The organism is Halomicronema sp. CCY15110 (assembly GCF_016888165.1).
Taxonomy (GTDB): domain Bacteria; phylum Cyanobacteriota; class Cyanobacteriia; order Phormidesmidales; family Phormidesmidaceae; genus Halomicronema.
On the sequence record NZ_JACSWC010000433.1, the window covers coordinates 1 to 26,465 of the forward strand.

A 26,465-nucleotide genomic window follows, 5' to 3' on the forward strand; every position below is an offset into this window, starting at 1 on the left:
CACAGATGGCTCCCCTTCTCAATCTGAGAATCTAGCTACATCAATACTCTCAGGACTTTTCTGCACCACTAAGGTTGGTTCCTCAGACTCGATTTTTGCCACTAGTCTTGGAGAAGTCATCTATATTCCCTCTGATAGAAGGTGTCTTTGCTCAGAATGCCCGCGTGACTAACGTGCATCACGTACCTAACCTTATCCAAGTCCGCAAATTCAGTTCTGCTTTTACCTCGTCTTGTTGGCAGGTGGCGAGGAATTGATAGAGTTCGGCTTTGGAGACAGCGGGAAAAATGGGGGAGCAATGCACACTTGATTTTATTCAGCCGTCAATACTTGCTCAACCGTGAGAGCGAGTTCTGGAAAAATCGCGGACTGAATCAAGTCATTGTTGGTGTAGCGGGTCTCTTCGTAGAGTTCATCGACGGGCTGCAAAAGGGTGATGCAATGCTCGAGGGGATCGACGATCCAATATTCGGGGATATTGAGGACGTTGTACTCGACCCGCTTGGCCCGGTAATCGACAGTCACTGTTGAGTCGCTGACCACTTCCACCACCAAGTAAGGCGGCGGATCGTTTAGACGAATGATCGCTTCCTGGTCTCGCAGAATTCGCCACTGTTCTAGCGCCAGCACCATCACATCCGGAATACGGGCTGTGTCCCAGCGCCCTCCACGCGGCGACTGAAGCGCGATCGCCATTTGCTTCGAAGTCCACTCCAGCCCTTGCCGCTTAATTTCTGCCCGAAAGGTGTCGTTGAGGAATTCCGCGATCGCCCCATGACGACCTTTAGGCTGCGCCATCGCGATTAATTCCCCGTTAACCAGTTCATAGCGGGTGTCCGTGCCATCTTCATAGGTCAGGTAGTCATCAAGGCTGAGCCGTTGGGTGGTAATGGTCATGAGCGCCTCCCAATTAACGCGATCGCTGCTCCCTCAGCCAAGTTTATAGACTCAACTTGGTTCAGAGATACCTCTAAATCTAGCAAATTGGTTCAAAAGAGACCTCCGGCTTCTCGAAGAAGCCGGAGGTCTGGGGCGATCGCTAACTTTGATTGCCCTCGCATTTTTGCTTCAGCCCCGTTGCGTAGGCCTCAAACGAGTCAGTCAGGTCGGGAATCATGCGACCTAGGACGGGGGATAGCCAACCACTAAACACCTCGCGCATGCTGAATTCGGTAGTGCCGTCAGCTTGAGGCGTCAGGGTAAAAGTGCGATCGCCCCGAAACAGATTGAACGGTAACCCGCCGCTGAGGGTAAAGGTTTTTTGGGGTTCCAGATTACCCACCTGGAGCGTCATGGGCTGATCCGGTTTAGACACCGTAAAGAGCTCTAATTGCTCTCCGCTGGCGATTTGACCGTCGAGCCGCTGGGTGCCAGTGGCCCACTCCGAGTAGCTGCTGGTATCCATCAGCACCGCCCAAATCTCTTCTGGCGAACAGGCGATATTGATCTTGACAGAAAAGGATTTCACAGCCGTTGATGCTCACAGGTCAGGGTTCTGGCAAGAATATCATTAACGTCTCTGGCTCAGACGCTATAGACTTCCCAGCTTATACAGTAACTTGCGAGCTAAGAACCCCGGATTCTTTGAGAAGCCGGGGTTTTGGGGCGATCTCTAGGGCAACTCAGTGGTGCCCATGAGGTAGCGATCGCACTCCCTGGCTACACCCCTGCCTTCATTGAAGGCCCACACCACCAAGCTTTGCCCCCGACGGCAATCGCCCGCTGCAAACACACCCGGAATGCTCGTGGTGTATTGCTCGTGTTCGGCTTTGATGTTGCTGCGGCCATCTTGCTCCAGACCCAGCGCATCGATGATGGGCTGTTCGGGGCCGAGGAAGCCCATCGCCAGCAACACCAATTGCGCAGGTAGCCGCTGCTCCGTGCCGGGAACGTGTTTCGGGATAAAGCGACCCTGCTCATCCTTCGTCCATTCCACTTGCACAGTGTGGACGGCGGTGACTTGGCCGTGCTCGTCGCCCTCGAAGTGAGTGGCGGTGGTGGTATAGGTGCGGGGATCGTCGCCAAACATGGCCGCGGCTTCTTCCTGGCCGTAGTCCAGACGGTAAATCTTGGGCCATTCGGGCCAGGGGTTGTTGGCAGCGCGAGTTTCTGGCGGCTGGGGCATGATTTCCAATTGGGTGACGCTGGTGCAGCCGTGGCGGATGGAGGTGCCCACGCAGTCCGTCCCAGTGTCGCCGCCGCCGATAATCACCACATCCTTACCCGCAGCGGTGATGTAGTCCGCGCCGGGGGTGCCGTTCAACACCGCTTGGGTATTGGCGGTGAGGAACTCCATGGCGAAGTGAATGCCCTTGAGGTCGCGCCCTTCGATGGGCAGATCGCGGGGCCGCGTCGAGCCCGTGCAGAGAATGACCGAATCAAAGTCATCCATGAGCTGTTGGGTGGGCAGGTCTTTGCCGACCTCGGTATTGCAGACGAAGGTGACGCCCTCGGCTTCCAACACGTCGAGGCGGCGCATGACGACTTTTTCCTTGTCCAGCTTCATGTTGGGAATGCCGTACATGAGCAGACCACCGGGGCGATCGCTCCGCTCATACACCGTCACCCAATGTCCAGCAGAGTTGAGCTGTGCGGCGGCAGACAGACCAGCGGGGCCGGAACCGATGATCGCCACCTTCTTCCCGGTGCGCTGGCTCGGCGGCGTGGGCGTAATCCAGCCTGCTTCCCAGCCCTTTTCGGCGATGGAATATTCAATGTTTTTGATGGTGACGGGGGGCTCAATGATGCCCAGCACGCAAGCGCCTTCACAGGGGGCGGGACAAACCCGTCCGGTGAATTCGGGGAAGTTGTTGGTTTTGTGGAGGCGATCGAGGGCATCTTGCCAACGACCCCGATAGATCAGGTCGTTCCACTCGGGGATCAGGTTGTTGATGGGGCACCCGCTGGCGGCGCGGTTCATTTCCATGCCCGTGTGGCAGAAGGGGGTGCCGCAATCCATGCAGCGCGCCCCCTGGGTCTGCAAGTTTTCCTCGGGCATGTGGAGGTGGAATTCATCCCAGTTGCGGATGCGATCGCTCGGCGCAACTTCGGTCGCCACCTCGCGCAAAAATTCCATAAAGCCAGTTGGTTTTCCCATGATTTTGCAAGTGGTTAAGGGTAAAAGGTTCTTGATTCTGAAGCGAAGAGTTATCGTGTAGCAGATTTCTGAGATTGAGCTTGGACATTCGGAAGAACCTCACCTAGCCTCTCCTTACCAAGGAGAGGAACCGGAGACCGGAGTGTGGGTAAACCTCTCCTTAGCAAGGAGAGGTGCCGCAGGCGGTGAGGTTCTCCACTGCCGTCAACTGCCGCTGATGCGGGCGATGTCGCGGGCGTTTTCTTCAAACGCTGCCGACAGGGCATCGTCGCCATCCAGCCCATCGGCCAGCGCTTTTTGAATGTGTTGGAGCACCCGTTTGTAGTCGCGGGGCATCACCTTCACAAACTTGGGCACCATGTCGTTCCAGGCGGCGAGAACGCGATCGCCCTTCGCACTCCCGGTGTACTTCACATGGTTCTGAATCATGTCATGCAGTTCCAGAATTTCCTCCGGATCGGCCAACTGTTCCAGATCCACCATTTCGGTGTTGCAGCGGGTGGCGAAGTCCCCTGCCTCATCCAGCACATAGGCGACACCGCCGCTCATGCCCGCCGCGAAGTTGCGGCCAGTGGGGCCGATGATCACGGTTTTCCCACCCGTCATGTATTCGCAGGCGTGGTCGCCGACCCCTTCCACCACGGCCCGCACGCCGGAGTTGCGGACGCAGAAGCGCTCACCCGCCAGCCCGCGAATGTAGGCTTCGCCGCCCGTTGCACCGTAGAAGGCCACGTTGCCGGTGATGATGTTTTCCTCCGCGACAAAAGTGGAATTCTTCGGCGGATAGAGGATGATCTTGCCACCGCTAAGCCCTTTGCCCAGGTAGTCGTTGGCGTCCCCTTCCAGCTCCATGGTCACGCCCTTGGGCACAAAGGCCGAGAAGCTTTGTCCGGCACTGCCCTGGAAGTGAAGCCGCACCGTGTCTTCCGGCAAGCCGTCCCAGTGGCGCTTGCTGATTTCGTTACCGAGAATGGTGCCGACCACCCGGTTCACGTTGGTAATGGGCAGGGTGGCGCTGACCTTTTCGCCCCGCTCGATCGCGGGTTGGCACAGATCTAACAGCGTGGTGATGTCCAGAGATTTCTCCAAACCGTGGTCTTGGGGAATCTGGCTGTAGCGCCCGACTTCCGGCCCGACTTCCGGCTGGTAGAGAATCTTCGAGACGTCAATGCCCTTGGCTTTCCAATGGTCGATCGCTTGCTTTGGCTCCAGCACATCGGTGCGGCCCACCATCTCATTAATGGTGCGGAAACCGAGTTCCGCCATGATTTCCCGCAGTTCCTGGGCAATAAAGGTCATGAAGTTGACCGTGTGCTGGGGATCGCCCGTGAAGTTCTTGCGTAACTCCGGGTTTTGGGTGGCGACGCCGACGGGGCAGGTGTTTTTGTGGCACACCCGCATCATGATGCAGCCCAGGGAAACCAGCGGGGCGGTAGAGAAGCCGTATTCTTCGGCCCCGAGGAGAGTGGCGATCGCCACGTCCCGCCCGGTCTTCATCTGCCCGTCGGTTTCCACCGCAATGCGGCTCCGCAGGTTATTCAGCACCAGGGTTTGGTGGGTTTCCGCCAGCCCGAGTTCCCAGGGCAAGCCCGCGTGCTTGATGGAGGTTTGGGGCGATGCCCCCGTGCCGCCGTCGAACCCGGAGATCAGCACGACATCGGCGTGAGCCTTGGCGACCCCAGCGGCGACGGTGCCGACGCCGACCTCAGACACTAGCTTGACGCTGACCCGCGCCTCGCGGTTGGCATTCTTCAGGTCGTGGATCAGTTGCGCTAGGTCTTCAATCGAGTAAATATCGTGGTGGGGCGGCGGCGAAATCAGACCCACACCGGGGGTCGAGTGGCGCACCTTGGCAATCCAGGGATACACCTTGAGGCCAGGCAGTTGACCGCCCTCGCCCGGTTTTGCGCCCTGGGCCATCTTGATTTGCAGTTCCCGCGCTTGGGACAAATAGAGGCTGGTGACGCCAAAGCGACCAGAGGCCACTTGTTTGATGGCGCTGTTCTTCGAGTCGCCCCGCTCATTCGTCCAGGTATAACGATCCGGGTCTTCGCCGCCCTCCCCGGTGTTGGACTTGCCGCCGATGCGATTCATCGCGATCGCCAGCGATTCGTGGGTTTCCTTCGAGATCGAGCCGTAGCTCATCGCCCCGGTTTTGAACCGCGACATAATCGCCTCCACGGGTTCCACTTCCTCTAGGGGAATCGGATCGCGGGCTTTGAACTCCAGCAGGTCGCGGATTCTAAAGAACTGCTTGCCGTGGTCGTTGATTTGAGCGGAATATTTTTTGTACAGCGCGTAATCCCCGTTGCGGGTTGCTTGCTGCAGGGTGTGAATGGTGGTCGGGCTGAAGAGGTGGGCTTCCCCATCCTTGCGCCACTGGTAGTCGCCCCCCGCATCCAGGGTTTGGTCTTTGCTGTCGCGATCAGGGAAGGCGTGACCATGACGCATCAGCGCTTCCTGGGTCAGCACCGCCAGATCGGCCCCCTCCAGCCGCGACGCCGTCCAGGAGAAGTAGGTATCAATCACGCTGGAATCCAGCCCGATCGCCTCAAAGATCTGCGCTCCGCGATAGCTCTGGATAGTCGAAATACCAATCTTTGAGCCGATTTTGATCACGCCCTTCGTCACCGCCTTGATGAAGTTCTTGCAGGCAGTGGCGTAGTCCACCCCATTCAGGACGCCCTCCTCGATCATGTTTTCAATGGTCTCGAAGGCGAGGTAGGGATTGATCGCGCCGCAGCCGTAGCCCAGCAGCACCGCAAAGTGATGCACCTCGCGGGGTTCGCCCGATTCCAGCACCAGACCCACGCGGGTACGGGTGCCGTTGCGGATCAGGTGGTGGTGCAGGCCAGCGACGGCCAACAGGGCGGGAATTGCCGCATGCTCCTTATCGATGTCGCGATCGCTCAAAATAATCAAATTGGTGCCAGCCGCGATCGCCGCATCGGCCTGCTGACAAATTTCCTCAATGGCAGCAGCCAACCCCTCCACCCCCGATTTGGGATCAAACAACATCGGCAGCGCGATCGACTGGAAGTGGCCCTCACCCCCAACCCCTCTCCCTGAAGGAGAGGGGCTTCCGGCTTCCCCTTCTCCCTGGGGAGAAGGGGATTGAGGGGATGAGGGCTGTAACGCCTTGAGCTTCGCCAACTCCGCGTTGCTAATCACCGGCGTATTGAGCTTGATCAGCCGACAGCTTTCCGGCTCCGGCTTGAGCAGATTGCGCTCGCTGCCAATCGTTGTAATCGGCGATGTGATGATCGCTTCCCGAATGGAGTCGATCGGCGGGTTCGTCACCTGGGCAAACAACTGCTGAAAGTAGTCGTAGAGCAGCTTCGGACGATTCGACAGCACCGCCAGCGGCGTATCGGTGCCCATCGCCCCGATCGCTTCCACCCCGTTTTGCGCCATCGGCGACAGCAGCAGGCGCAATTCCTCAAAGGTATAGCCAAAGGCCCGCTGGCGTTGAGTTAGCGGTGCATCGGGTAGGGGCGCACGGCCGTGCGCCCCTACAGGGATATCGGCCAGATTCACCAAATTTGCGTCCAACCAATCCTGGTAGGGCTGCTCGGTCGCAATGCCCTGCTTGATTTCCTCATCGGCGATGATGCGTCCCTGGCTCATATCTACCAAGAACATCCGGCCCGGTTCCAATCGCCCTTTCTTCACCACGTCTTCGGGAGCAATGGGGAGCACGCCCGCTTCTGACGCCATGATCACGCGATCGTCCGTCGTGACGTAGTAGCGCGAAGGCCGCAAGCCGTTGCGATCGAGCACTGCGCCCATGACGGTGCCGTCCGTGAACGCAATGGACGCGGGGCCATCCCACGGCTCCATCAGGCAAGAATGATATTCGTAGAACGCCTTTTTCTCCGGACTCATGGATTCGTGCCCGGCCCAGGGTTCTGGCACCATCATCATCATGGCGTGGGGTAGCGATCGCCCCGACAAGGTCAGCATTTCCAGCGTGTTGTCAAAAATCGTCGAGTCGCTGCCGTCCACGTTGATAATCGGCTGCGCTTTCTTCAGGTCATCGCCAAACAGCGCCGACTCAAACATCGACTGGCGGGCGTGCATCCAGTTGATGTTGCCGCGCATCGTATTGATTTCGCCGTTGTGGGCGATGTAGCGGTAGGGGTGCGCCCGTTCCCAACTGGGAAACGTATTCGTACTAAAGCGCGAATGCACCAGGCCCAGCGCACTTTCCATATCCGGGTCGCTGAGGTCGGGGTAATACTGCCCCACCTGCACCGGCATCAGTTGCCCTTTATAAACAATGGTGCGGCAGGAAATACTGGCCGGATACCAGCGCGTATTGATCCCCGGATGGCGGATCGCCATGTGCGACTGCTTGCGAATCACATACAGCTTGCGCTCAAAGGCCAGCTCATCCGCCAGATCCGCACTGCGACCGATGAACACCTGCTCCATAAACGGTTCGCTGGCTTGCGCCGTCTTGCCCAAACTAGCGTTGTGTGTGGGTACATCGCGCCAGCCCAGCACCGTCTGCCCCGCGTCTTTTACTAAACCTTCAAAGATGCGACGGCTCTCCTGGCGAATCTGGGGATCGGGCGAGGAGTAGATCATGCCCACACCGTATTGCCCCGGCCCCGGCAACTCCAGGCCCTCAGCCGCCGCCACCTTGTGCATAAATTTGTGGGGCAATTGCAGCAAAATGCCCGCCCCATCGCCCGTATTCGGCTCCGCGCCGACAGCTCCCCGGTGGTCAAGGTTAAGGAGTATGGTCAACGCTTGCTCAACAATGTCGTGAGACGCTTGCCCTTTCATCTGCACAACAAACCCGACGCCGCAAGCATCATGCTCAAACTGCGGATCGTAAAGGCCTTGTTTGGAGGGCGAAGTTTGACGAATCATTATGGTATTGGCCTGAAAACAGCACATCGACAACCCACGAAACCGGCTCTGGCATTCGCAGACTGCATGGTTGGATGAAGAGCGATCGCTCTCGCGTGCTGATAATTATCTATCCAGAAAATTGAATTTCTCACGACGCTTAAGAAAATCGTCAGATCTGGACGAGATTACTCGAATTATTTCTTATCAAACGCATGATTTGCTAACTCAAGGCGGGCCAGCAAGGCAAGAAAGCACATCCCAATCCTGCCGGTGCCACTTTCACCAGATTGGCCGGGGGAGGATTCACGCGATCCGGCCAAGGCAGCAAAGCAGTCCTGGCAATGGGCTTTAACGCTTCAGACTATTACGAAAGTTTTGTAATACGACGCAAAGCGTCATGGCTTTTCTTGAAAACTGTAAACAAAAACCGCATTGGATGCACAACCATAACAGTTCATCACTAAGGTCGGAACAGCGATCGCGCGGTTAGTGATAATTGTGACCAGACATCGGGCGTCGAATTTTCTACCAAGAGAGAGTGTGGCCGCTCACCGCCTATCGCCGCAGTCTAGAATATCGACACACTCATCCTCTTTCTCTGTTCCCTCGCTCGATACCGTTGCAAATATATGGAGGCCACCGTCATGCCACACACCCACCCGTCGCCAGAAAAGGTCTACGAAAATCTTGACAAGCTCGAAAATGCCGGGACCGCTCAAAGCGCAGAATACCGCCAGGATGCGGTTGAAGTGCTGGCGGATCTGGAGGTCGATGTCGAAGTGCGCCAAGAAATTGCCGATCGCCTCGACAACGCTAACCACCTCATGACCCTCAACAACGTCGATGGTGAAGATAGTTATTAAAACCTGGGGGCGCTAGCCCAAAGGCCAGTGCCCCCCACCTGTATGGCGCTAGAATGTGGGCCCCACGGTGCAAACGTGAGGAGTCATCTACAGTGCTGTAAAAAGAATGGGGCTGGATACATGACGCTGGGGAGCATCCGCTGCTTCGACCGTCACGGCAATCGCCTTAATCCACTCGCGATCGCGATAGACCGGGGGTAACGGAATCTGTACCGCAGGGCGACCCAGGTCATCGGCAGTTACCACCTCGGTCAAAATGGCATCTTTGTCGTCCGTGGTGAATGGTGCATTGGGTTGTAGCACCGTCCATAACGCATATACTTGGCCGACCTCTAAGGGGGGCAACTGCCCAATATCCAAGGTCGCTTGCAAACTCTCAGCGTTGATGGTGACGATCGCCGACGCGGAGGGGGTGTCGCTGGCTATGGGGGTCAGAGTCACGATAAGCGCATCCCCTGAGCCCAAAGGATTACGGGCCATTTGCAGCGATCGCCACAGCACCACATTGCTCACCCCCAACCCGACAATGATCGCTGCGGCCACGGCCCCCCAGCCCCGCCACCGGCGGCGGGGCGACGAGCGGGGGGGCACCAACGGCACCACCGAGCCCGCCGTCGCCGGCTCAGCCACCGGCGACAATGCCTGATGCGCATTCAATACAGCCGCTCGCACTCGGTCAGGCGGCGGCACGGCTGCCGATGTATGGGCCGCCTCCAGTAGGGTTTGCAGACGTTCAATCGCTGGGGCGATCGTCGCATCTTGAGCCATCAACTGTTGCAGAGTCGCCGCCTCTTCGGGGCTTAAGTCATAAAGCACATAGCCCGCAATTAATTCTTGTAACGCTTCTGCTGATATTGACTCGGCCATGTCCCCATCAACCCCACATCATCTCTCTATGCGACCGTGTAATACTTGACGCAGCTTTAGCAAACCCCGACGTACTCTGGATTTTACAGTGCCTAACGGTAGCCCTAAGCTGCTCGAAATTGAGGCTTGCGTCAACCCCTCGTAATAAGCCATTTGCAATAGTTGCCGCTCTGGGTCTGACAACTCGGACAAGGCCGCTTGCACCACTTGATGTTGTTCCTCTTGTGACGTGATATCCACAGGCAATGCGGTGCTAGCCGCCGCTGGCTCCAGCCATGGTTCATAAATAACTTGCTGAGATTCTCGCTGGCGCGATCGCACTCGATCTAGTGCCCGCGATCGCGTCAAAATGGCTAAAAACGTTCTCAGAGAACCTCTTTGCGGATCATAAGACGAGCGATATGCCAACTTGATGAAAATATCTTGGGTCAAGTCTTCCGCTTCTTGAGCATTGCCCAACACCTTGAGAGCAATGCCATACACTAACCCCGCATGGCGATCGTAAAGTTGGCCGAGCGCTGCCGTTTGCCCTTGCTTACTGGCTAACCACAGTTCTGCATCCGTTAGGGCAGTTCCCTCCGCCTCACTCACTCGCTCGGAATCCATCGCCCCTGGCAATACCGCAACCGTCACGATTTATCCTATCGCTTAGCGTTATCTTCATTCCGGTAGTTTGGGTACAGATTGAGAAGGCGCAATCCGCCGTGCAGTCCTCATTGATATCGATGCTGCGCAATAGCGCTACAGATTGAGGATCTGCCGCTGTCACCGCCCCCTTGCCATCAGGGGGCTTTGCCAAATCTGGATGTGTAGTCCAATCGTAGTCCAATCACCGAGAATTGGGATTACCCCTTGGGTAACGATTACCGAGACAGGCGATCGATATCTCGGTAATCGCCCGGTCTGGTTGACAGACCGACATCGCTACCAACGCCCTTAATAAGGCATCAAAATACCGCGCAACTCACCACCCCGATTCATCGTGGTATGGATATCTGAGTAGAGTTGGCCACTCTCCAACGCGGTGATTTGCTCAGCAGTGAGGGTGTATTCGCCTTGGGCATCGCCCCGACCAGCCCCCGTCATGGCCACATCCAGCGCATATTGAAAGGGGCCATTGCCGGTCGAGTCGCCTTGGTGAATGTGGAAGGCTGACGTAATGTTGGCATTGGGCGGATTCACCGGATCGGTGGCGTAATCGCGCATCGGACTCGACAGGCTGCTAAAGCTCCCGCGCACGACCAAGCGATCGCCCACCAAGACTGCCCCGACAGCACCCCGAGCATTGGCGTCTGGAGCATTGGGCACGACATTTTTAGCACTCAAGACAGCGCCATACATCACCATCGAGGGGCTGGAAATTCCTTGGGCCAGCAAATCAGACTCCAGGGCAGCAAGGTCCGCATCTAACATGCTGCCTGACGAAAATTGGACATCGGTAGTCGCCTGCCGCCACTGCGCTGGCACCATGGTTGACAGGTAACTAAAGGCCGGTGCCGTTAAGGTCACCAGCAAAAAACAGGTCCAAGCTGCCAAGAGAAAATGGCGTACTCGTTTTTGAGAATTCATCATGATTACGTCAATTAGGGAATAACAATGAGCAAGCTCATAGGAGCTTGTTCACTGTTAGTACGCGGGTCATCCCAATTTGGATGCAGACTAGGTGATGGATTGTCCCTGGCCAGGTCAGAATGCAGGCAGCACCAGTCTCCTATGCCGTTGGTTTTGACTTCCGATCGCGAGGCCATGCTGGGGGGGCGAGTTGAGCGGCGGCGGCCTAGTGTGTCGCTTCTAGATCGTGGTCGCGGCGGTCATCAGCCCGGCTCAGCTCAGATCGGGAGGGCGATCGCGGTAGTCAGAGTTGGGGATAAACCCCAGAAAATTGTCAATTGCGAATGACCTGCCCTCTGGTAACACCGTGAAAGCGATTACTTTGCTCAGCTTCACTGGTTCCATTGGCACGCCAACTCTGAACATTTTGGAATCTCACCCCGAAGATTTTCGCCTAGTGGGGATCACCGCTGGCTGAGACCATTCACAATACCGAATATCGGCAAGATGCAGTGTGAGGGGCGAGCTGATTTGGGTGTAGATATTGAAACCCGGTAGGCGATCGCCTCGACAACGCTAACCACCGCATGACCCTCAACAACGTCGATGGTGAAGATCGATGGTGAAGATAGCTATTAAACAATCCTTAAGCCTTAAGCGTGCTTGCGACTTTGCTCGTCATATGACGACAATCGGCATCAGCTTTAATCCATTTCAAAGTTGATCCCGATTGCGATCAAGGAAGGATTCCGGTGGCGCTAGTCCCCGGTCTTAGCGAGTTGCCGACAGTTGTGGTTTTGGGGGCTCTAGCTTGATGCTGATATCCTGCTCTGCCTGACTGAGGTCGTTTGCTCGTGCCAACAAAGACGCTTCGGTCGGGAGTTGCAGCCGCGAGGCCCAAGATATTCGTTCTAGCATCTGAATAAACAGAAACGTCGGGTCAGGAAGATAAGCGACTGTGCCGTTCCGTAAGGTAATGCCGTGGCGACTGGAATGAGCGATCGCATGGTGTAGATTGTGCCAACCTTCGCCCAGGGTGAGCACTGCAACCCATCGCGACAGCGACAACAATGATTAGCGACCCGCGAGGATTTGGAAGGTCTAAATCGAAGCCTTACTCTCAGAAATACACCCCGACCTTTTCATCTCAAGCTCCTTCGCAGATCAACATTGTCAGCATTCTTTTCTCGCCACAGGATAATTATTCGATTTGTAAACTTTAATAAATCTATGTTTTTTCAGCATTTTTTGGTAAATACAAAAAAATTATGGTCATAAGATTGAATGAAGCTTTGATGGGTTTCTCTATATGAGAGGGGCTCGTCTAGCTGATATTTAAAATTTAGTTTGAATCAAGACCTTTCGGAGTATTGAGCCTTCTGGGGAATGGTGGGGTTGCCATGTTCAAAATAATGACAGGTGTCTTGCTCTGGATTGAAATAAAATTTGGGAAAATAAGATGTCTCTATTCCTACAATATCCACAAGAGAGAAGTCTCCCGTCGATCAAGCCTGATTCAACTAGCCAATTATTGTTGGATCAAAACATTCATCTCCTGACAGAACAGGAGGCAGCAAGGGGGGCGCAACCTTGGGATATTATTTGCCAAACAGGTCAGGTACAACATGTCCTAAATCAATTTAAGCGATTTAAGACTCTTGGGCTAGGTAATACTTATGCTCAAGCGTTATGGCGCTGCGATCGTATTGATTTACTGTCTAAGCGCCTGTTTGCCCTTAACTTTGATAAACCAGCCAACTCAATTTTATTTGAGATGCCTAATTCTTTCCAGTTGTTGCTAGAGCAGTTTTTATACAAGGTCTTCAATATTTCCTTGATCCGCCAAAGAGATGTTGCCAAAAACCACTATGACCTGCCCACTGAGTTGTATGAGGGATTCCTAGGGGAAACCATGAAATACACCACTGGAGATTGGACTAGCCTGGAGCCAATCTCCGCAAATCTTTCAGCAGCTCAGTTTCAAAATCTTGATTACTGGTTCAACGAACTGCAAATTAAAGATGGCGATGTGATTCTAGATTGTGGCTGTGGTTGGGGTACTCTACCTGATTATTTGAAGCATCGGGCTGATGTCACTTACATTGGCATCACGATTTCTGATGTGCAAATTGGCTATTGCCGCTCTAAGTTTAAAGGCTTAGACAAATACTATTTCTATAATCATAGTTACCATGATCGCTACCCGGAATTGCTCTCTCAAGTGGGTGTCGACCAAATTACTAAGTGTATTTTCCTGGAAACAATAGAACATGGCGGCGTTCGTAATTGGCCCCACATTCTCAAGCACGTTCGTGAGGTGCTCTCACCTCAAGGTCTGCTAGGCATTCAAACGATTGGCGCGGAACATCCCAACCTAGTTTGTGATCCTTACATTAACCGCTACATTTTTCAACATCTCTCGATCGGCTCACCGTCAGAGTTGGGTCAAGCGATTGAAAGAAATCGCCAGTTTGTGAAGTTAAAAGAGCACAACATTGGTCATCATTACCCGGCTACTCTGCGTGCCTGGAATGACCTCTTCCAAAGAAATTGGACTAAGATTCAACCCCACATTCAGCATATTTTAGATACGACTCCTTTTGATAATGTCGAAGCGTGGAAGCGTCATTGGGAATTTTATCTGCTTCTCTGCGTGGGAGCCTTTGAAGCTGGTACTTACCCCCAGGTTTATCAGCTCACGGCCAAACCCAACTTTTTCTTCAAGTAGAGGCAGCAGACTAATACCGCAGATAACCTATGTCTGCCAATATGTCTGCCAATGTCTTAGAGTATGACAGAGTTTTTGCATGGCAATTGAAGTAAGTGCAATGGTCTCGACATCATCACCCTGAGCATTCATGTTCACCACCTTTGCACAATCCTTAACACGTTGTGGGATAGTCGTGGCTCGGTGTAACTCTCGTCAGGTGCGGTCTTTTCCTCAGGAGTGAGAACACATGCAATCGCATTCCCATCAGTTGCCCTCGCTGCCGATCTAAATCAAAGTTGTACTCTCCGAAATATACCTCGACTTTCTTACCCCAAACCACTTGGCATATGTTTTTCGGTCAGAATCCAGGCTATATTATTTCTACCTATTTTTGTGACCAATGAATTTAAAAAGTCAAATCGACTATATCTCACAGCCAGAGTATGCCAAAAAACTTCGGCCTCTGATGCCACCTGAGGCTTTCCAGCCCAACTCGAACAACGTGCTTATTTTATTGATCAACGGTCTGATCTTGATCTGTGGATGGGGCATCGCGAGTCGCCTTGACCAATGGGATTGGCGCTTGTGGTGGCTGTTTTTGCCGTTCTCATTAATTATGGGAAACAGCATTGTTGTTTCTTTGTTTTGTACCCATGATATCCTGCACAGCAAAGTCATTAGAAATGCTAGATTACGGCAACTCCTTGGCCTTCTAGGACTAACTATGCTGTGGACGCCGCCGACTTTTTGGAAGGCTGTCCATAACCGCGAGCATCATAACAAAAGTAATTCTCTACATGATCCTGATAGAAACTATCTATCCAGCCATCCTCAGAATTGGGGTAAGCGCATCCAGGATCTTTTCGTCCCTTCCAACGAAGTAAATCCTTTGTGGCTCATCATTGGGATGGCCAATGCTTGGGGTGTTCACACCTTTCGCAATCTCAGTTCAGTCCTCTTGTTTAACAACGGTGAAGCCCAATATCCGGTGGTATCTTTCCGCGTGAGCGCCAAAGAGCGGCGAGCCATCGCACTTGAGTTGGCGATGATGGCGTTGCTGCATGTCGGCATTTTATCCTACTTGGGATGGCATCCGATAAAATTGATTTTGAGCTATTTTTTGCCGATTTGGATTGGATATTCGGGTGCTTTGTTTTACATATATACAAATCACATGGCCTGCCGCATGACCCCGGTCAACGATCCCCTAATCAATAGCATTTCCCTGCGTGTACCCAAAATATTTGATGTGCTTCATCTGAATTTTTCTTATCATACAGAGCACCACATTTTTCCAGGAATGAATTCAGACTACTATCCTGTTTTGCAGCAGCTTTTATTAACTCATTATCCTGAGCGATTTAATTTACTGTCGGCGCAGGAGGCGTGGAAGATACTGTTAACCACACCTCGGCATTATCTGGATGAAAATACGTTCACCACTTGGTCTGAAGAATATTCAGTAACGTGCCCGTTGTCCTCACGGGCACCGTCGGTTAGCAACGGCGACATCGAGACTAGTCCTCAGACTTTAACACTTTAGGAAATCGTGAGATTGCTTGCAGTTTTCTGGGGCAAGTCACGCACCATTTTTATTAGTCAGGCTAGGCAAAAAGTTGGTTGCACTCCGAATAAATCGCCTGCTCGAGTTTCGAGTAGCCGATCTAAAAGTTCGGTTCAGAGTCCAGGAAATTGTAAATTGGAGATGACCTGCACTCTGGTAACACTGTGAAAGCGATTACTCTGCTCGGCTCCACCGGCTCCATTGGCACGCAAACCCTAGATATTTTGGAATCACATCCTGAAGACTTTCGCTTAGTGGGGATTGCGGCTGGCAACAATGTGGAGCTGCTAGTCCAGCAGGTGCGCCAGTTCAAACCTGAGATAGTCGCCATCTGCAACGAAAGCAAGCTGGATGACCTCAAAACAGCGATCGCTGATCTCGATCCTCAGCCGATTATTCTGGCTGGGGATGACGGCGTGGTGGAGGTGGCGCGGTACGGGGACGCAGAAGCTGTGATCACGGGAATTGTCGGCTGTGCCGGATTGCTGCCGACGCTGGCGGCGATCGAGGCGGGAAAAGACATCGCCCTGGCGAATAAAGAAACCTTGATTGCTGGCGGCCCTGTCGTGCTCCCCCTGGTGGAAAAGCATGGTGTCAAGCTGTTGCCTGCGGACTCGGAACATTCCGCCATCTTCCAGTGTTTGCAGGGGGTGCCCGATCGCGGTCTGCGACGCATTATCCTGACTGCTTCGGGCGGCGCGTTCCGGGATTGGCCGGTGGAAAAGCTGCCCCAAGTCACCGTGTCCGATGCGCTGAAACATCCCAACTGGAGCATGGGCCGCAAGATTACCGTGGACTCTGCCACGTTGATGAATAAAGGGCTGGAGGTGATCGAAGCGCACTATCTCTTCGGCCAAGACTATAACGACATCGACATCGTCATCCATCCCCAGAGCATCATTCATTCTCTGATCGAATTGCAAGACACCTCGGTGCTGGCCCAATTGGGTTGGCCGGATATGCGGCTGCCGCTGCTGTACGCCATTTCCTGGCCCGATCGCGTTTACACCGATTGGGAACCGCTGGATTTGGTCAAAGCGGGCACTCTCACCTTCCGGGAACCCGACCACACTAAGTATCCCTGTATGGATTTGGCTTACGCGGCGGGACGCGCGGGCGGCACCATGACCGCAGTGCTCAACGCGGCCAACGAACAGGCGGTGGAGCTGTTCTTGGATGAACAGATTGGCTATTTGGACATTGCCAAGGTGATTGAGCGGGTGTGCGATCGCCATCGCGATGATCTGGTGGCCCAGCCCGTTTTGTCAGATATTTTGACCGTCGATCAGTGGGCGCGTCGCGAAGCTGTGGCCGCCAGCAAAAATCTCACGTCTCCCGTGATGGCCTGAATTTAGGATTACTCGATGGAAATCGCGATCGTTATCGGCATCTTAATCATTCTGTTTCTCGTGACGACTTGGGTGCTTAAAGTCGTGCGGGCGACGCTGAGGCTCGCAATTCTAATCGCGATCGGGTTGCTGGCACTGTTGATCGTGGGCATTGGCCCCCAAACCATCTGGGAGCAGTTGCAAAACTGGCTGCCGGGTTTCGAGCCCGCCAATCCGCCGTGAAGGTTTGACCAAGACTCGGGACGCACTCGACATCAAGTTATCGGTTTCTGTTCGCCACTGACTCAGCCACCCACCCGATAACTCAGCCACTGGCTACAAGTAGGAGCTTAATTTACCCGTCAAGCTCTTACTTGTAGCTGCGCTGGGTGAGTTCCACATTCTCGAAGTTCAAGGCCTCGCGGTGTAGCGTTGGCGAGCGATCACGACCCTGATATTCCCAAGCGGCGACGTACGCAAAGTGGTCATCGTCGCGCTTGGCTTCTCCGTCGGCGGTCTGATGTTCCTGGCGGAAATGACCGCCACAGGACTCTTCGCGATGCAACGCATCCCGCGCCATCAGTTCCGCGAGTTCCATAAAGTCAGCCACCCGCCCTGCAAACTCCAAGTTCTTGTTCAAAGTATTGGCGGCACCGGGCAATTTGAGATTATGCCAAAATTCCTCACGCAAATCTTGAATGCGGGCGATCGCCGTTTCCAGGCCCGCCTGATCCCGCGCCATGCCCACGTAGTCCCACACCAGGCGGCCCAGTTCACGATGAAAGGTCATCACCGTTTTGTCGCCGCGAATATTTAGGAGCTGTTCAATATGGCTGCGGGCACTGGCTTCGGACTCATCAAACGCGGGGTGATCGGTGTTAACGGGCTCCGGTTTTTGCGTCGCGAGGTATGCTCCCAGAGTCTGCGGAATCACGAAGTAGCCATCGGCCAACCCTTGCATGAGGGCGCTAGCCCCTAAGCGATTGGCCCCATGATCCGAAAAGTTGGCCTCCCCCAACACAAACAGACCGGGAATCGTGCTCATCAGGTGATAGTCCACCCAGAGGCCGCCCATGGTGTAGTGCACTGCGGGGTAAATGCGCATCGGCACCTGATAGGGATTGTCTCCCGTGATGCGCTGATACATGTCAAACAGGTTGCCGTACTTGGCCGCGATCGCCGCCTGCCCGTGTTCCGCGATCGCATCGCGAAAGTCGAGATACACCGACAGCCCCGTTTCACCCACCCCGCGCCCTTCATCCGTCAGCGTTTTAGCATTGCGCGAAGCGACATCGCGGGGCACCAAATTGCCAAAAGCCGGGTAACGACGCTCCAGATAGTAATCGCGATCGCCCTCGGGAATTTCGTTGGGCGCGCGGCGATCGCCCGCTTGCTGCGGCACCCACACCCGCCCGTCGTTGCGTAGCCCCTCGCTCATCAGCGTCAGCTTGGACTGATAGTCCCCCGAGACGGGAATGCAGGTGGGATGAATCTGCGTGTAGCAAGGATTCGCAAAATAGGCTCCCCGCTTGTGGCAGCGCCACGCCGCCGTGACGTTTGAGTTTTTCGCATTGGTCGAGAGGTAATAGACATTGCCATAGCCGCCCGTACACAGCAGCACGGCATCCCCGCTATGGCGCTCCAACTCCCCGGTGACCAAATTGCGCGTGATAATGCCCCGAGCCTGACCATCCACGGTCACCAAGTCCAGCATTTCGCGGCGGGCAAAAATCTCCACCTGCCCGGCCTGCACTTGCCGCATCATGGCGCTGTAAGCGCCCAGCAACAGCTGCTGCCCCGTTTGCCCCTGGGCATAAAACGTCCGCGACACCAGCGCCCCCCCAAAGGAACGGTTCGCCAGCAGGCCGCTATATTCCCGCGCAAAGGGCACGCCCTGGGCCACACACTGGTCAATAATGTGACTGCTGATTTCCGCCAAGCGGTGAACATTGGCCTCACGAGACCGGTAATCGCCGCCCTTGATCGTGTCGTAAAACAAGCGCCAAACGCTGTCGCCATCGCTGGGATAGTTTTTAGTGGCGTTGATGCCCCCCTGGGCCGCAATGCTGTGGGCGCGGCGGGGCGAATCTTGAATGCAAAAACTCTTGACGTGATAGCCCAGTTCGCCTAGGGTGGCGGCGGCGGACGCTCCGGCTAACCCCGTGCCAACCACGAGCACCGGATGCTTGCGCTTGTTGTTTGGGCTTACCAGGGGGCTGCGTTCTTGAAACAGCGTCCACTTATCAGATAACGAACCCGCCGGAATTCGGGAATCAAGCATGGTGCTAGCAAACTTCTACAATGACTTGGCAAGGCTAGGTGAAGGCGGCCCAGACGCCCCGCGATCGCCCACCTCATTACTATAAATCTTGGGCTGGGGAGCGGCTGGAGAGTAATCGACTGAAGGCCGCGATCGCCCTGGCCTCAGTAACAAAACAACGCAAACCATGGCGGCTGCCGGTCATGCTGAGCCAGCCAGTCGCTGGATTTTTCCAGGCCGCTGGTCAACCGACTTTAAGGCTGTGAAGAGATACTGGCTTCAATCACCGCACCGTCATCGGCATCGCCATGGTGAGTTTTGACCCATTTCAATCGTTTGGGTCGAATCGCCATGCGGCACGTCACCGTTGCCACCACCACCAACCAATGGGTCATATAAATCATGCCCCGCACGGTTTGCACCAGTAATGAAAAGAGGGAAGCGCTTTGACTGCGCCGCAGGCCCTGGGCCATGCCCACCGTGGCAAAGATGGCCGCCGCACTGGATAAAGGCACGAGCATGGGGGGCCGCTGGCGCGCGATCGCTAACATTAGATCGGGCAGCGCCGCCGTCGGCAACCCGTACTGAATCATCCAAAAAATCGCTAAGTCCAAGGTCTTGCCCCAGCCCAAACGACGCGGCGTCAGTAGCCGCCAGTAGTCCAAATAGCGCTGGTAGCCTCCTTCGGCCCAACGGTTGCGCTGGTGCCAGAGCGAAATTGCCTGCGTGACGCCCTCTTCTCGCACCGCTGGCGACATCACCAGCGGCACATCCCAGCCGTTGACGTGTAGTTTCAGCGTCAAATCCAAATCATCCGTGATGGTCTCTTCATTCCAGCCACCACATTGTTCCAGGGCGGTTCGACGCACAAACTGGCCGTTGCCCCGCAATTCACCGATGCCCCCCAGGGCATTCCGTTTGAATTGGCAGTAGGCGTCAAACGCCATTTCCGCCACTTGGCCCCGCGTCCAAAAGTTTTGGGTGCCGTTGGCGATCGCCTTCCGCAATTGCACTGCCCCCACCAGCTCTTGCTGAAAGAGAGGCACCACTCGCCGCACACTATCCGGCGGAATTTGCGCATCCGCATCAAACACCAGCAAAATTGAGCCCGGCGTCATCGGCCACACCTGATTTAACGCGCCTGACTTACCCCCAGTGGCGGTTTCGCCCCGATGGATGACGTGCAGATTGTTATGGGCTTGGGCCAGCTGGTCCATCAGTGGCCCCGTCCCGTCAGTGCTGTTGTCGTCAATCAGCCAAATATCCAAGCGGGTGGAGGGATAATCGATCGCGGTCAACGAATTAACTAACCGCTGAATCACTCGCACTTCATTTTTAGCCGCCACCAAAATCGACACCGTTGGCCACTGGCTGAGATGGCTGGCGGTGCGCTCACTGGGGGGAGTATCTTGCCAACTCGGCAACGCGGCGGGCGCGGCGGGCGGCACCCGCAGCAACACGCGCACCAAATGCACCCCAATCAGCAGCGCAAAACCGTAGACCAACCACTGGCCCCAAACCACCAGATGCAACATCGCGGTGAACGCCCAAACGGTTACTAACGCGATCGCCGCCTTGAGTCGCCGCCGCTCATAGCGATCAAAATCATCGGCTGCCAACGGAGGTAAATTCACCGAATTGCCCTTAAACCCATTCAACATAAGTGCTGATCGTGCTCTCCGCTGACGACTAAGAAAGTGAATCCCCGACCCTGGCCCTCACATCATGAATGCTCGCTGCTGGGGCCGCTCAGATAGCTCGCCACAGCTTCACTCAAGATCGCAGGCAAGGAGCAGGATGAGCGGCTTCAGGATCAGGCATCGCTGGAGTCGCTGCCGGATGACTCTGACAATAGCGACCCCTTAACCGGAAGCCTGCTCTCATCCTAGCGGCTTAAGGGTTCTTAACGATAAATGTTATGCCTGTAAAGACGGTTGTTGTGCTATCACTGAGGTCACCAAGCCCAACTTCGGGAACCCTAGAGCTGGAGCACTGAGGTTATTACCCGTAACCTCACCTGAGTCATCGGTCACACCAATTTCTAAAGCCACTATGTCACTGACATTTGAAGAGATTAAACCCGCTCAAAAAGCCGAAATTGGCGTTTACTTACCCTACTACCAGGGCAACAAACGCAATGCGCTGCCCTATGCCATTGGCTTATATAAACAGGGCAATTTAGAGGGCGAGCGAGCGATTGAAGAGGGCGATAGCATTCCCTTTGTCGCTACGTGGAATGTTTCCACGCTGCCAGCCGATTTGACCCGCTGTCGGCTGCAATTTGATGACGACGCCGACTTGAGTTACGAGATCACTATGGCGACATTTGAGTACGTTGATTTTCTCTTTGATGTGGTGGTTGCCCTGCGCCACAAGCGCCCCGCCGACTTTTCTAAGTCTTTCTATCGTAAGCTTTTACGGTTAGACGATTAGGGTTGCACCGCCGGACTCTGCAAAGAGTGGCAAAATTGAAAGGGCAGTCCCACAGATCAGCATTAGTAAGGAGCGAGAGGAGTGCCCAACACCGCCAAGCATCTAATTATTGGCTCAACAGCGCCCTATAGTGGCAAGTCAACCCTGGCGATCGCCATTGGTAGTCAGTTGCAAGCAATGGGGGTGCCAATGAGTTGGGGGAAGCCTCTAGCGTCGGTGGATGCATTTGGTTACGGTCTGGATGTCACGGACGGTGATTTAACGTTTGTGCCCACCATCCTGGGGTTAGAGGCGACTCAACAATCGGCCAACTTGCTGTCGCTCAATCGGCAGTCTTGGATGGCCCAGATCCAGCAGCCCAATACCGCTGGCTTGGGGAAAACGCTCGACCATTACTGGCGGGATGTTAAAGGAGATATTGCCCTGTTAGAAGGGCCATCCAACTTAGATGAAGGCGCACTGTTCAATTTGTCTTTGCCGGAGATGGCGATCGCCTTAGACGCGCAAGTGATTTTAGTCATGCATTCCAACACGTTGGGCATGATTGATCAGCTCGTGGCCGCCCAAAAGCGTCTCGGTTCCGCTTTGCTCGGCGTCGTCTTGAATGAGGTGAGCGAGCAAGATCGTGAGTTGACCCACGCAACGATCGCGCCCTATCTAGAGCAGCTGGGCATCCCAGTGTTGGGGGTGCTGCCAGAGTTGCCCTTTCTCCAAGGCATTCGCGTGTCGGAATTGGTGCGCTACCTCGACGCGGAAGTGCTGTGCGGTCAAGACCACCTCGATTTGGTCGTGGAGAGTTTGAAAATTGGCGCGATGAATGTGAACTCGGCCCTGCGCTTTTTTGGTCAGGGCACCCACCAAGCGGTGGTGACTGGGGGCGATCGCCGCGATTTGCAAATTGCGGCTTTAGAGACTTCTACTCACTGCCTCATCCTCACGGGGCAAATTGCGCCGAGTAAAGACGTACTGGCTTTTGCGAAAGAAAAGGAAGTGCCCGTGCTCTCCGTCGCGACTGACACCCTGAGCACGGTTGAGCGCATTGACATGCTGTTTGGCCGCTTGCCCCTTAGCAACCCTGACAAGGTGCCCCTCATCAAGGCGCATTTGGCGAGTCAGGTGGATATGAAACGGTTATTGACCTTAATTGGCTTAGATTTGCCCGCGATCGCACCCCATAGCTGACATTTTCCACTGGGCTGATACAATAGGCGCGTCCATTCATTTCGTGTATCTCCGTTGAGTCAGTCCATTGATGCCCCCTTGGAGTCCTCCAAGGTTGATGTATTTCTTCAAGAATTGGCTGCCATCCAGCAGTCCGGCTCCAAGCGTATTGCGATTTTGGGCTCGCGGCACGTGCCGATTACCCACCAGCAGCTGATTGAGCTGATGACCTACGCTTTGGCGGTGGGAGGCAATCAGATTATGACCTCCGGTGCCACTGGTACGAACTCTGCTGCCATTCGCGGGGCGTTGAAGGGTGATCCCAACCTGCTAACGGTAATTTTGCCTCAAAGTCTAGATCGGCAACCCCGAGAGTCGCGCGATCAGCTTGATCAGGTGATGCACTTGGTCGAAAACAGCAGTAATGATTCGCTGTCTTTGGCCGAAGCGAGTGCCATCTGTAACCAAGAAATTATTTCTCGCTGCCAGCAACTCATTTGTTTTGCGTTTCATGACAGCCATACGCTGTTGCGCACCTGTGAAGATGCGGAAGATCAGCGCAAAATTGTCACCCTGTTCTATTTCGATTAATCGCCATCGCTAAGGGCTGCTATGACGCTTTTGACCCAACTGCCCATGCCCGCCACGCTGCTGGTGAGCATTGTGATTGCCGCTGTGCTCGTGTACGCACCGTTTATCTTGGTAGGCGCTGCGCGTTTGCAAATGGGCTACGATATGTCGGCCCCGCGCACTATGACTGACAAGATGCCTTCCTATGCCCAGCGGGCCAACTGGGCGCACCAAAATGCTTTTGAATCCCTAGCGTTATTTGCCCCGGCGGCCCTAATGGCCTACGTGACAGGGCAAGATTCGACGATCGCCCTGGGCGCGGTGATGGCCTACCTCATCGCCCGCAGCCTCTACAGCGTTTTTTATATTCTAGATATTCCCTTGCTGCGATCGGCCATGTTTGCCACTGGCAGCTTGGCGATTTACACCTTATTTTTCCTCAGCTGTCGGACGGCCCTAGCCATCGGCTGATGCCTACAAGGGATTAGGCGACCTGCAAGGGGAGTTCGCCCCCTCCTGAGGGAATTTGTCTAGAACCATCTGCAATCCTCACCGCTCCGCACCACGCTTAACCGCTAGGTTCGAGGGTGAATTCATCAAATTTGACCACCTCCGAGTTGGGCTGACGGGTGTCGAAATAGTAGCTGGTGATGTTGCCGCCCCCCGTTTCAAAAATACTGAACGCGGTGATATCGTCGCTGGCAATGTAAGGCAAGAAACTCCCCGTGTCATCTTGTAGCGGGGCCAGGGTGGGCATCACTGGCGCGAGGCCATTCGGATCGCCCTGAGCCACGTAATAATCTTGCTGATAACCATTAAACTCCACCTGATCGGCGGCGGGTGGTGTCTGTCGCTGCGAGGTTTGCCAAAACGCGCCGTAGGTATTGCCCACGTTTGAGGTTTCCAAAAAGTGCGTCCCCGATGCGCTGACAAAGCGGTTCCACAGATGGGAATGCCCGTACAGCACTAGATCGACGCCAGCGCTCTCTAACAGGGGCACCAGGTCGCGAATAATGTAATCGTCGCGTTTGGGATACTCGTAGCGGACGGCGCGCAGTGTGCCGTCGGGGTAGCGATCGTACAGCGGCACCGGGTCGGTAAAGGGCGGCACAATGTTATCGCCCAGGCTGTGGGGCGGGTGGTGCAGCATCACGATTTTGTAGCGCGCCTGCTGAAATGCATCACTGGCCAGTTCGGCTTGGAGCCATTGATATTGCGGACTGCCTGCGTGAATCGGCTCAAAGATATGTTGTCCGTGTCCCCAGGCGATGGGATTGCCCAGATCCGCCAGGCGTTCTTGAAAGCGGCCTTGAACATCAATTTCCACGGTTGGACGCCGCCAAATATTCGTCACGAAAAGCGATATTAGGCGCACATCGCCGAAGGTGGTCGCATAAAACTGGCTGGTGGGGCGATCGCGTCCGGGCACCTCCGTTGTCGGGAGCGAGAACAATTCCTCATAGGTCTCGGTATTGAATGAGTGATTGACAATCCACTGTTGGCGCAGGGCCGGGTCATTTTGAGCGTTGAACAGCTCGGGTTGGGCATCGTACACAGCGGCAGCGGCGGCTCGGGGCACCGGATCATTGAACTGCTCATTCAACGGCGTGAACGGCGAAACCCGGCCCATCACTTCATGATTGCCGATCGCTGAAAACAACGGCGCGGATTGAATCAAGGCACCGCCGCGATAGCGCTGATTACCCAACTGATAGTTCGCTCGCCCTTGTAAAGCGGGAAAAAAAGCGGCTCCGGCGGCATCGTCAAACCACTCCGAGGCGCGATCGGGTACATTCACCAAGTCGCCTGCTACCAGCACCGCGTCCACCGCCCCTACGGTTTCCTCCACTTTTTGCAAGTTGGCCGCAGTCATGGGTTTGGACTGGTGGTCAGACGTTAGCAAAATTTTGAGGGGAGTGCCTGCCGCTGGAGCCGCTGCGAGAGCAAAGACTTCACTGCTCAAAACCTCCCCGGCGTCGGTCACACTTTCGACCTGATAGGGTAAATGTTGACCTGGTTGAAGCCCAGTAATTTCTGCTTCGTGTCGCCAAATGAGCCGAGGGGTCGGCGCTGACAGCGTTTCACCACTGGGTAAGTTCGACGCCTGATCTTCTTGCAAGCGGGTCAGCATCCGCGTTGTGGCTGACACCGTCAACGCATTATTGCCCAAACTTTCACCGGGTTGCGAGCTGTAGTAAACCGTGTGGGCCTGCCCCGGAAATTCTGTAAACCAAACTACTCGGACTGAATTAGCTGTGGGTAGTTGCAAGAATGGATCGGTCAGCAAGCGGCTCATGGTCGGGCTGCCTGACGGCAGCGTCGGAAAAGAAACCTGTGATTCCAAAGTGATCACGAGTAAGGCGACGACTGTCAACAAGACAGCGGAAATGAGTAACGTCAGATGTTCGCGCCGGGTCATCGAGTTGATCCTGATCTAGCAACGGGTGGCGTAACTAATTTCCAGTCAAGTCTCTGCGAGTCGCTAAGAGTCTGGCGATGCTTCGGGGGTGGTTTCGGTGTCTTCGAGCCAGGTGAAGGCGATCGCATCTCCGGTTTGCAGGCCCAGTTCAGTGGCCCGTCCTCCCCGCAGCTCCAGCACATAGTCAACGGGTTGCCGACTAGGCCCATAGGTAGGGCAGGGATTGCTTTCACAGGGAGGGACATCGCTAGCGATGTCCACAATTTCGCCCTCATGGATGAAGACCATATCCAGAGGAATCAGGACATTCTTCATCCAGAAGTTCACCGGGCGGGCCGGTTCAAAGGGAAAGAGCATGCCGCGATCGTCCGGTAGCGATTCCCGTGCCATCAAGCCCACCGCCTGCTGCTGCGGCGTTGCTGCCACTTCCAGGCCCAGCGTCTGATCATCAATCTCGACTTCAGCGGTCACTGGCAAAATTTGCCCTTGTGCCAGTAGCTGTTGGTTCAGCAGCTCTTGGTCGGGATCTAATTGGTTGGGGGGCAGTGTTTCCGGAACGGGTGATTCGGTCGATGACGGTGCGGCTGGGGGCGGAGCCGCCGGGGCGTTGCTCTCAGATACCGCCGCATGACAGCCCACCAGGCCTACTACTGATAGCAATGACAACAGCGTGGAATGCACTAGGCCAACCCGCCATCTGGCAAAAAGCTTCACTCACTCAACTCCTGACTGACAGATTCAGTCTCTCAGTAAGTAATCTCAACGATAGTAGCGTTATAGCG

Annotated in this window: 22 protein-coding genes and 1 pseudogene; 11 read left to right on the forward strand and 12 right to left on the reverse strand. The window is 55.0% G+C overall.

What is annotated here, in order from left to right; translation table 11 throughout:
• Positions 1 to 312: 312 nt before the first annotated feature.
• From JUK32_RS24825 to gltB, 4 genes are all read right to left on the reverse strand, one after another.
• Positions 313 to 897, reverse strand: coding sequence for a Uma2 family endonuclease (locus JUK32_RS24825; RefSeq protein WP_204141568.1), 585 nt, complete (start codon positions 895 to 897; stop codon positions 313 to 315).
• 142 nt (positions 898 to 1,039) lie between these two features.
• Positions 1,040 to 1,468, reverse strand: a complete 429-nt coding sequence (locus JUK32_RS24830) for an SRPBCC domain-containing protein (RefSeq protein WP_204141569.1) — start codon at positions 1,466 to 1,468, stop codon at positions 1,040 to 1,042.
• A gap of 144 nt (positions 1,469 to 1,612) precedes the next feature.
• The gene (gene gltD / locus JUK32_RS24835; protein WP_204141570.1) at positions 1,613 to 3,097 is read right to left on the reverse strand and encodes a glutamate synthase small subunit; all 1,485 of its coding nucleotides are present in this window, start codon (positions 3,095 to 3,097) and stop codon (positions 1,613 to 1,615) included.
• 204 nt (positions 3,098 to 3,301) lie between these two features.
• Complete coding sequence (gene gltB, locus JUK32_RS24840) at positions 3,302 to 7,975, reverse strand: glutamate synthase large subunit (RefSeq protein WP_204141571.1); 4,674 nt, start codon at positions 7,973 to 7,975, stop codon at positions 3,302 to 3,304.
• A 626-nt stretch (positions 7,976 to 8,601) separates the two neighbouring features.
• Here gltB and JUK32_RS24845 point away from each other — a divergent pair.
• Complete coding sequence (locus JUK32_RS24845; RefSeq protein ID WP_204141572.1) at positions 8,602 to 8,820, forward strand: hypothetical protein; 219 nt, start codon at positions 8,602 to 8,604, stop codon at positions 8,818 to 8,820.
• Positions 8,821 to 8,907: 87 nt separating this feature from the next.
• Here the strand turns inward: JUK32_RS24845 and JUK32_RS24850 are convergent, their stop codons facing one another.
• The 3 genes from JUK32_RS24850 to JUK32_RS24860 form a co-directional block, all read right to left on the reverse strand.
• Entirely contained in the window at positions 8,908 to 9,687 is a 780-nt protein-coding gene (locus JUK32_RS24850; protein WP_204141573.1) for an anti-sigma factor, read from the reverse strand.
• Positions 9,688 to 9,705: 18 nt separating this feature from the next.
• Entirely contained in the window at positions 9,706 to 10,293 is a 588-nt protein-coding gene (locus JUK32_RS24855) for a sigma-70 family RNA polymerase sigma factor (protein ID WP_204141694.1), read from the reverse strand.
• Positions 10,294 to 10,623: 330 nt separating this feature from the next.
• Complete coding sequence (locus JUK32_RS24860; RefSeq protein ID WP_204141574.1) at positions 10,624 to 11,256, reverse strand: CHRD domain-containing protein; 633 nt, start codon at positions 11,254 to 11,256, stop codon at positions 10,624 to 10,626.
• A 349-nt stretch (positions 11,257 to 11,605) separates the two neighbouring features.
• Between JUK32_RS24860 and JUK32_RS24865 the strand changes: the two are divergent.
• Positions 11,606 to 11,713: pseudogene (locus tag JUK32_RS24865) on the forward strand (hypothetical protein); the annotation flags it as partial.
• A 296-nt stretch (positions 11,714 to 12,009) separates the two neighbouring features.
• Here the strand turns inward: JUK32_RS24865 and JUK32_RS24870 are convergent.
• Positions 12,010 to 12,306, reverse strand: coding sequence for a hypothetical protein (locus tag JUK32_RS24870; RefSeq protein ID WP_204141576.1), 297 nt, complete (start codon positions 12,304 to 12,306; stop codon positions 12,010 to 12,012).
• Between the two features lie 391 nt (positions 12,307 to 12,697).
• On the opposite strand from JUK32_RS24870, the gene JUK32_RS24875 reads away from it, so the two are divergent.
• The 4 genes from JUK32_RS24875 to JUK32_RS24890 all read left to right on the forward strand — a co-directional run bounded on the left by JUK32_RS24875 (position 12,698) and on the right by JUK32_RS24890 (position 17,083).
• Positions 12,698 to 13,966, forward strand: coding sequence for a class I SAM-dependent methyltransferase (locus JUK32_RS24875; protein ID WP_204141577.1), 1,269 nt, complete (start codon positions 12,698 to 12,700; stop codon positions 13,964 to 13,966).
• A gap of 382 nt (positions 13,967 to 14,348) precedes the next feature.
• Positions 14,349 to 15,491 carry a fatty acid desaturase gene (locus JUK32_RS24880; RefSeq protein ID WP_204141578.1) on the forward strand — a complete coding sequence of 381 codons (1,143 nt, stop codon included), beginning with the start codon at positions 14,349 to 14,351 and terminating at the stop codon, positions 15,489 to 15,491.
• 185 nt (positions 15,492 to 15,676) lie between these two features.
• On the forward strand, positions 15,677 to 16,861 hold the full coding sequence (gene dxr, locus JUK32_RS24885) for a 1-deoxy-D-xylulose-5-phosphate reductoisomerase (RefSeq protein ID WP_204141579.1): 1,185 nt from the start codon (positions 15,677 to 15,679) through the stop codon (positions 16,859 to 16,861).
• 15 nt (positions 16,862 to 16,876) lie between these two features.
• Positions 16,877 to 17,083, forward strand: coding sequence for a hypothetical protein (locus JUK32_RS24890; RefSeq protein WP_204141580.1), 207 nt, complete (start codon positions 16,877 to 16,879; stop codon positions 17,081 to 17,083).
• Between the two features lie 127 nt (positions 17,084 to 17,210).
• On the opposite strand, the gene JUK32_RS24895 is transcribed toward JUK32_RS24890, so the two are convergent.
• Positions 17,211 to 19,121 (reverse strand): fumarate reductase/succinate dehydrogenase flavoprotein subunit, encoded by a 1,911-nt coding sequence (locus JUK32_RS24895; RefSeq protein ID WP_204141581.1) that lies wholly within the window; start codon positions 19,119 to 19,121, stop codon positions 17,211 to 17,213.
• 38 nt (positions 19,122 to 19,159) lie between these two features.
• On the opposite strand from JUK32_RS24895, the gene JUK32_RS24900 reads away from it, so the two are divergent.
• Complete coding sequence (locus JUK32_RS24900; protein WP_204141582.1) at positions 19,160 to 19,366, forward strand: hypothetical protein; 207 nt, start codon at positions 19,160 to 19,162, stop codon at positions 19,364 to 19,366.
• Here JUK32_RS24900 and JUK32_RS24905 read toward each other — a convergent pair.
• The gene (locus JUK32_RS24905) at positions 19,355 to 20,734 is read right to left on the reverse strand and encodes a glycosyltransferase family 2 protein (protein WP_309224632.1); all 1,380 of its coding nucleotides are present in this window, start codon (positions 20,732 to 20,734) and stop codon (positions 19,355 to 19,357) included. The genes JUK32_RS24900 and JUK32_RS24905 overlap by 12 nt on opposite strands.
• A 418-nt stretch (positions 20,735 to 21,152) precedes the next feature.
• Between JUK32_RS24905 and ebsA the strand changes: the two genes are divergently transcribed.
• From ebsA to JUK32_RS24925, 4 genes are all read left to right on the forward strand, one after another.
• Complete coding sequence (gene ebsA, locus JUK32_RS24910) at positions 21,153 to 21,533, forward strand: type IV pilus biogenesis protein EbsA (RefSeq protein ID WP_204141584.1); 381 nt, start codon at positions 21,153 to 21,155, stop codon at positions 21,531 to 21,533.
• Between the two features lie 81 nt (positions 21,534 to 21,614).
• Positions 21,615 to 22,715 (forward strand): phosphotransacetylase family protein, encoded by a 1,101-nt coding sequence (locus JUK32_RS28525; protein ID WP_204141585.1) that lies wholly within the window; start codon positions 21,615 to 21,617, stop codon positions 22,713 to 22,715.
• Between the two features lie 54 nt (positions 22,716 to 22,769).
• Positions 22,770 to 23,285, forward strand: a complete 516-nt coding sequence (locus JUK32_RS24920) for a DNA recombination-mediator protein A (RefSeq protein WP_204141586.1) — start codon at positions 22,770 to 22,772, stop codon at positions 23,283 to 23,285.
• Positions 23,286 to 23,306: 21 nt separating this feature from the next.
• Positions 23,307 to 23,735, forward strand: a complete 429-nt coding sequence (locus JUK32_RS24925; RefSeq protein WP_239113055.1) for an MAPEG family protein — start codon at positions 23,307 to 23,309, stop codon at positions 23,733 to 23,735.
• A 97-nt stretch (positions 23,736 to 23,832) separates the two neighbouring features.
• On the opposite strand, the gene JUK32_RS24930 is transcribed toward JUK32_RS24925, so the two are convergent.
• Together JUK32_RS24930 and JUK32_RS24935 are read right to left on the reverse strand one after the other, a co-directional pair.
• On the reverse strand, positions 23,833 to 25,683 hold the full coding sequence (locus tag JUK32_RS24930) for a metallophosphoesterase family protein (RefSeq protein WP_204141587.1): 1,851 nt from the start codon (positions 25,681 to 25,683) through the stop codon (positions 23,833 to 23,835).
• A gap of 63 nt (positions 25,684 to 25,746) precedes the next feature.
• On the reverse strand, positions 25,747 to 26,397 hold the full coding sequence (locus JUK32_RS24935) for a DUF192 domain-containing protein (RefSeq protein ID WP_309224633.1): 651 nt from the start codon (positions 26,395 to 26,397) through the stop codon (positions 25,747 to 25,749).
• Positions 26,398 to 26,465: the final 68 nt, after the last annotated feature.

Coding starts and splice junctions, on each gene's coding strand:
- JUK32_RS24880 (WP_204141578.1), top strand. CDS start 14,349: ATGAATTTAAAAAGTCAAATCGACTATATCTCACAGCCAGAGTATGCC.
- JUK32_RS24875 (WP_204141577.1), top strand. CDS start 12,698: ATGTCTCTATTCCTACAATATCCACAAGAGAGAAGTCTCCCGTCGATC.
- JUK32_RS24825 (WP_204141568.1), bottom strand. CDS start 897: ATGACCATTACCACCCAACGGCTCAGCCTTGATGACTACCTGACCTAT.
- gltD (WP_204141570.1), bottom strand. CDS start 3,097: ATGGGAAAACCAACTGGCTTTATGGAATTTTTGCGCGAGGTGGCGACC.
- ebsA (WP_204141584.1), top strand. CDS start 21,153: ATGTCACTGACATTTGAAGAGATTAAACCCGCTCAAAAAGCCGAAATT.
- JUK32_RS24860 (WP_204141574.1), bottom strand. CDS start 11,256: ATGAATTCTCAAAAACGAGTACGCCATTTTCTCTTGGCAGCTTGGACC.
- gltB (WP_204141571.1), bottom strand. CDS start 7,975: ATGATTCGTCAAACTTCGCCCTCCAAACAAGGCCTTTACGATCCGCAG.
- JUK32_RS24930 (WP_204141587.1), bottom strand. CDS start 25,683: ATGACCCGGCGCGAACATCTGACGTTACTCATTTCCGCTGTCTTGTTG.
- JUK32_RS24845 (WP_204141572.1), top strand. CDS start 8,602: ATGCCACACACCCACCCGTCGCCAGAAAAGGTCTACGAAAATCTTGAC.
- JUK32_RS24855 (WP_204141694.1), bottom strand. CDS start 10,293: ATGGATTCCGAGCGAGTGAGTGAGGCGGAGGGAACTGCCCTAACGGAT.
- JUK32_RS24925 (WP_239113055.1), top strand. CDS start 23,307: ATGACGCTTTTGACCCAACTGCCCATGCCCGCCACGCTGCTGGTGAGC.
- JUK32_RS24895 (WP_204141581.1), bottom strand. CDS start 19,121: ATGCTTGATTCCCGAATTCCGGCGGGTTCGTTATCTGATAAGTGGACG.
- JUK32_RS24890 (WP_204141580.1), top strand. CDS start 16,877: ATGGAAATCGCGATCGTTATCGGCATCTTAATCATTCTGTTTCTCGTG.
- JUK32_RS24850 (WP_204141573.1), bottom strand. CDS start 9,687: ATGGCCGAGTCAATATCAGCAGAAGCGTTACAAGAATTAATTGCGGGC.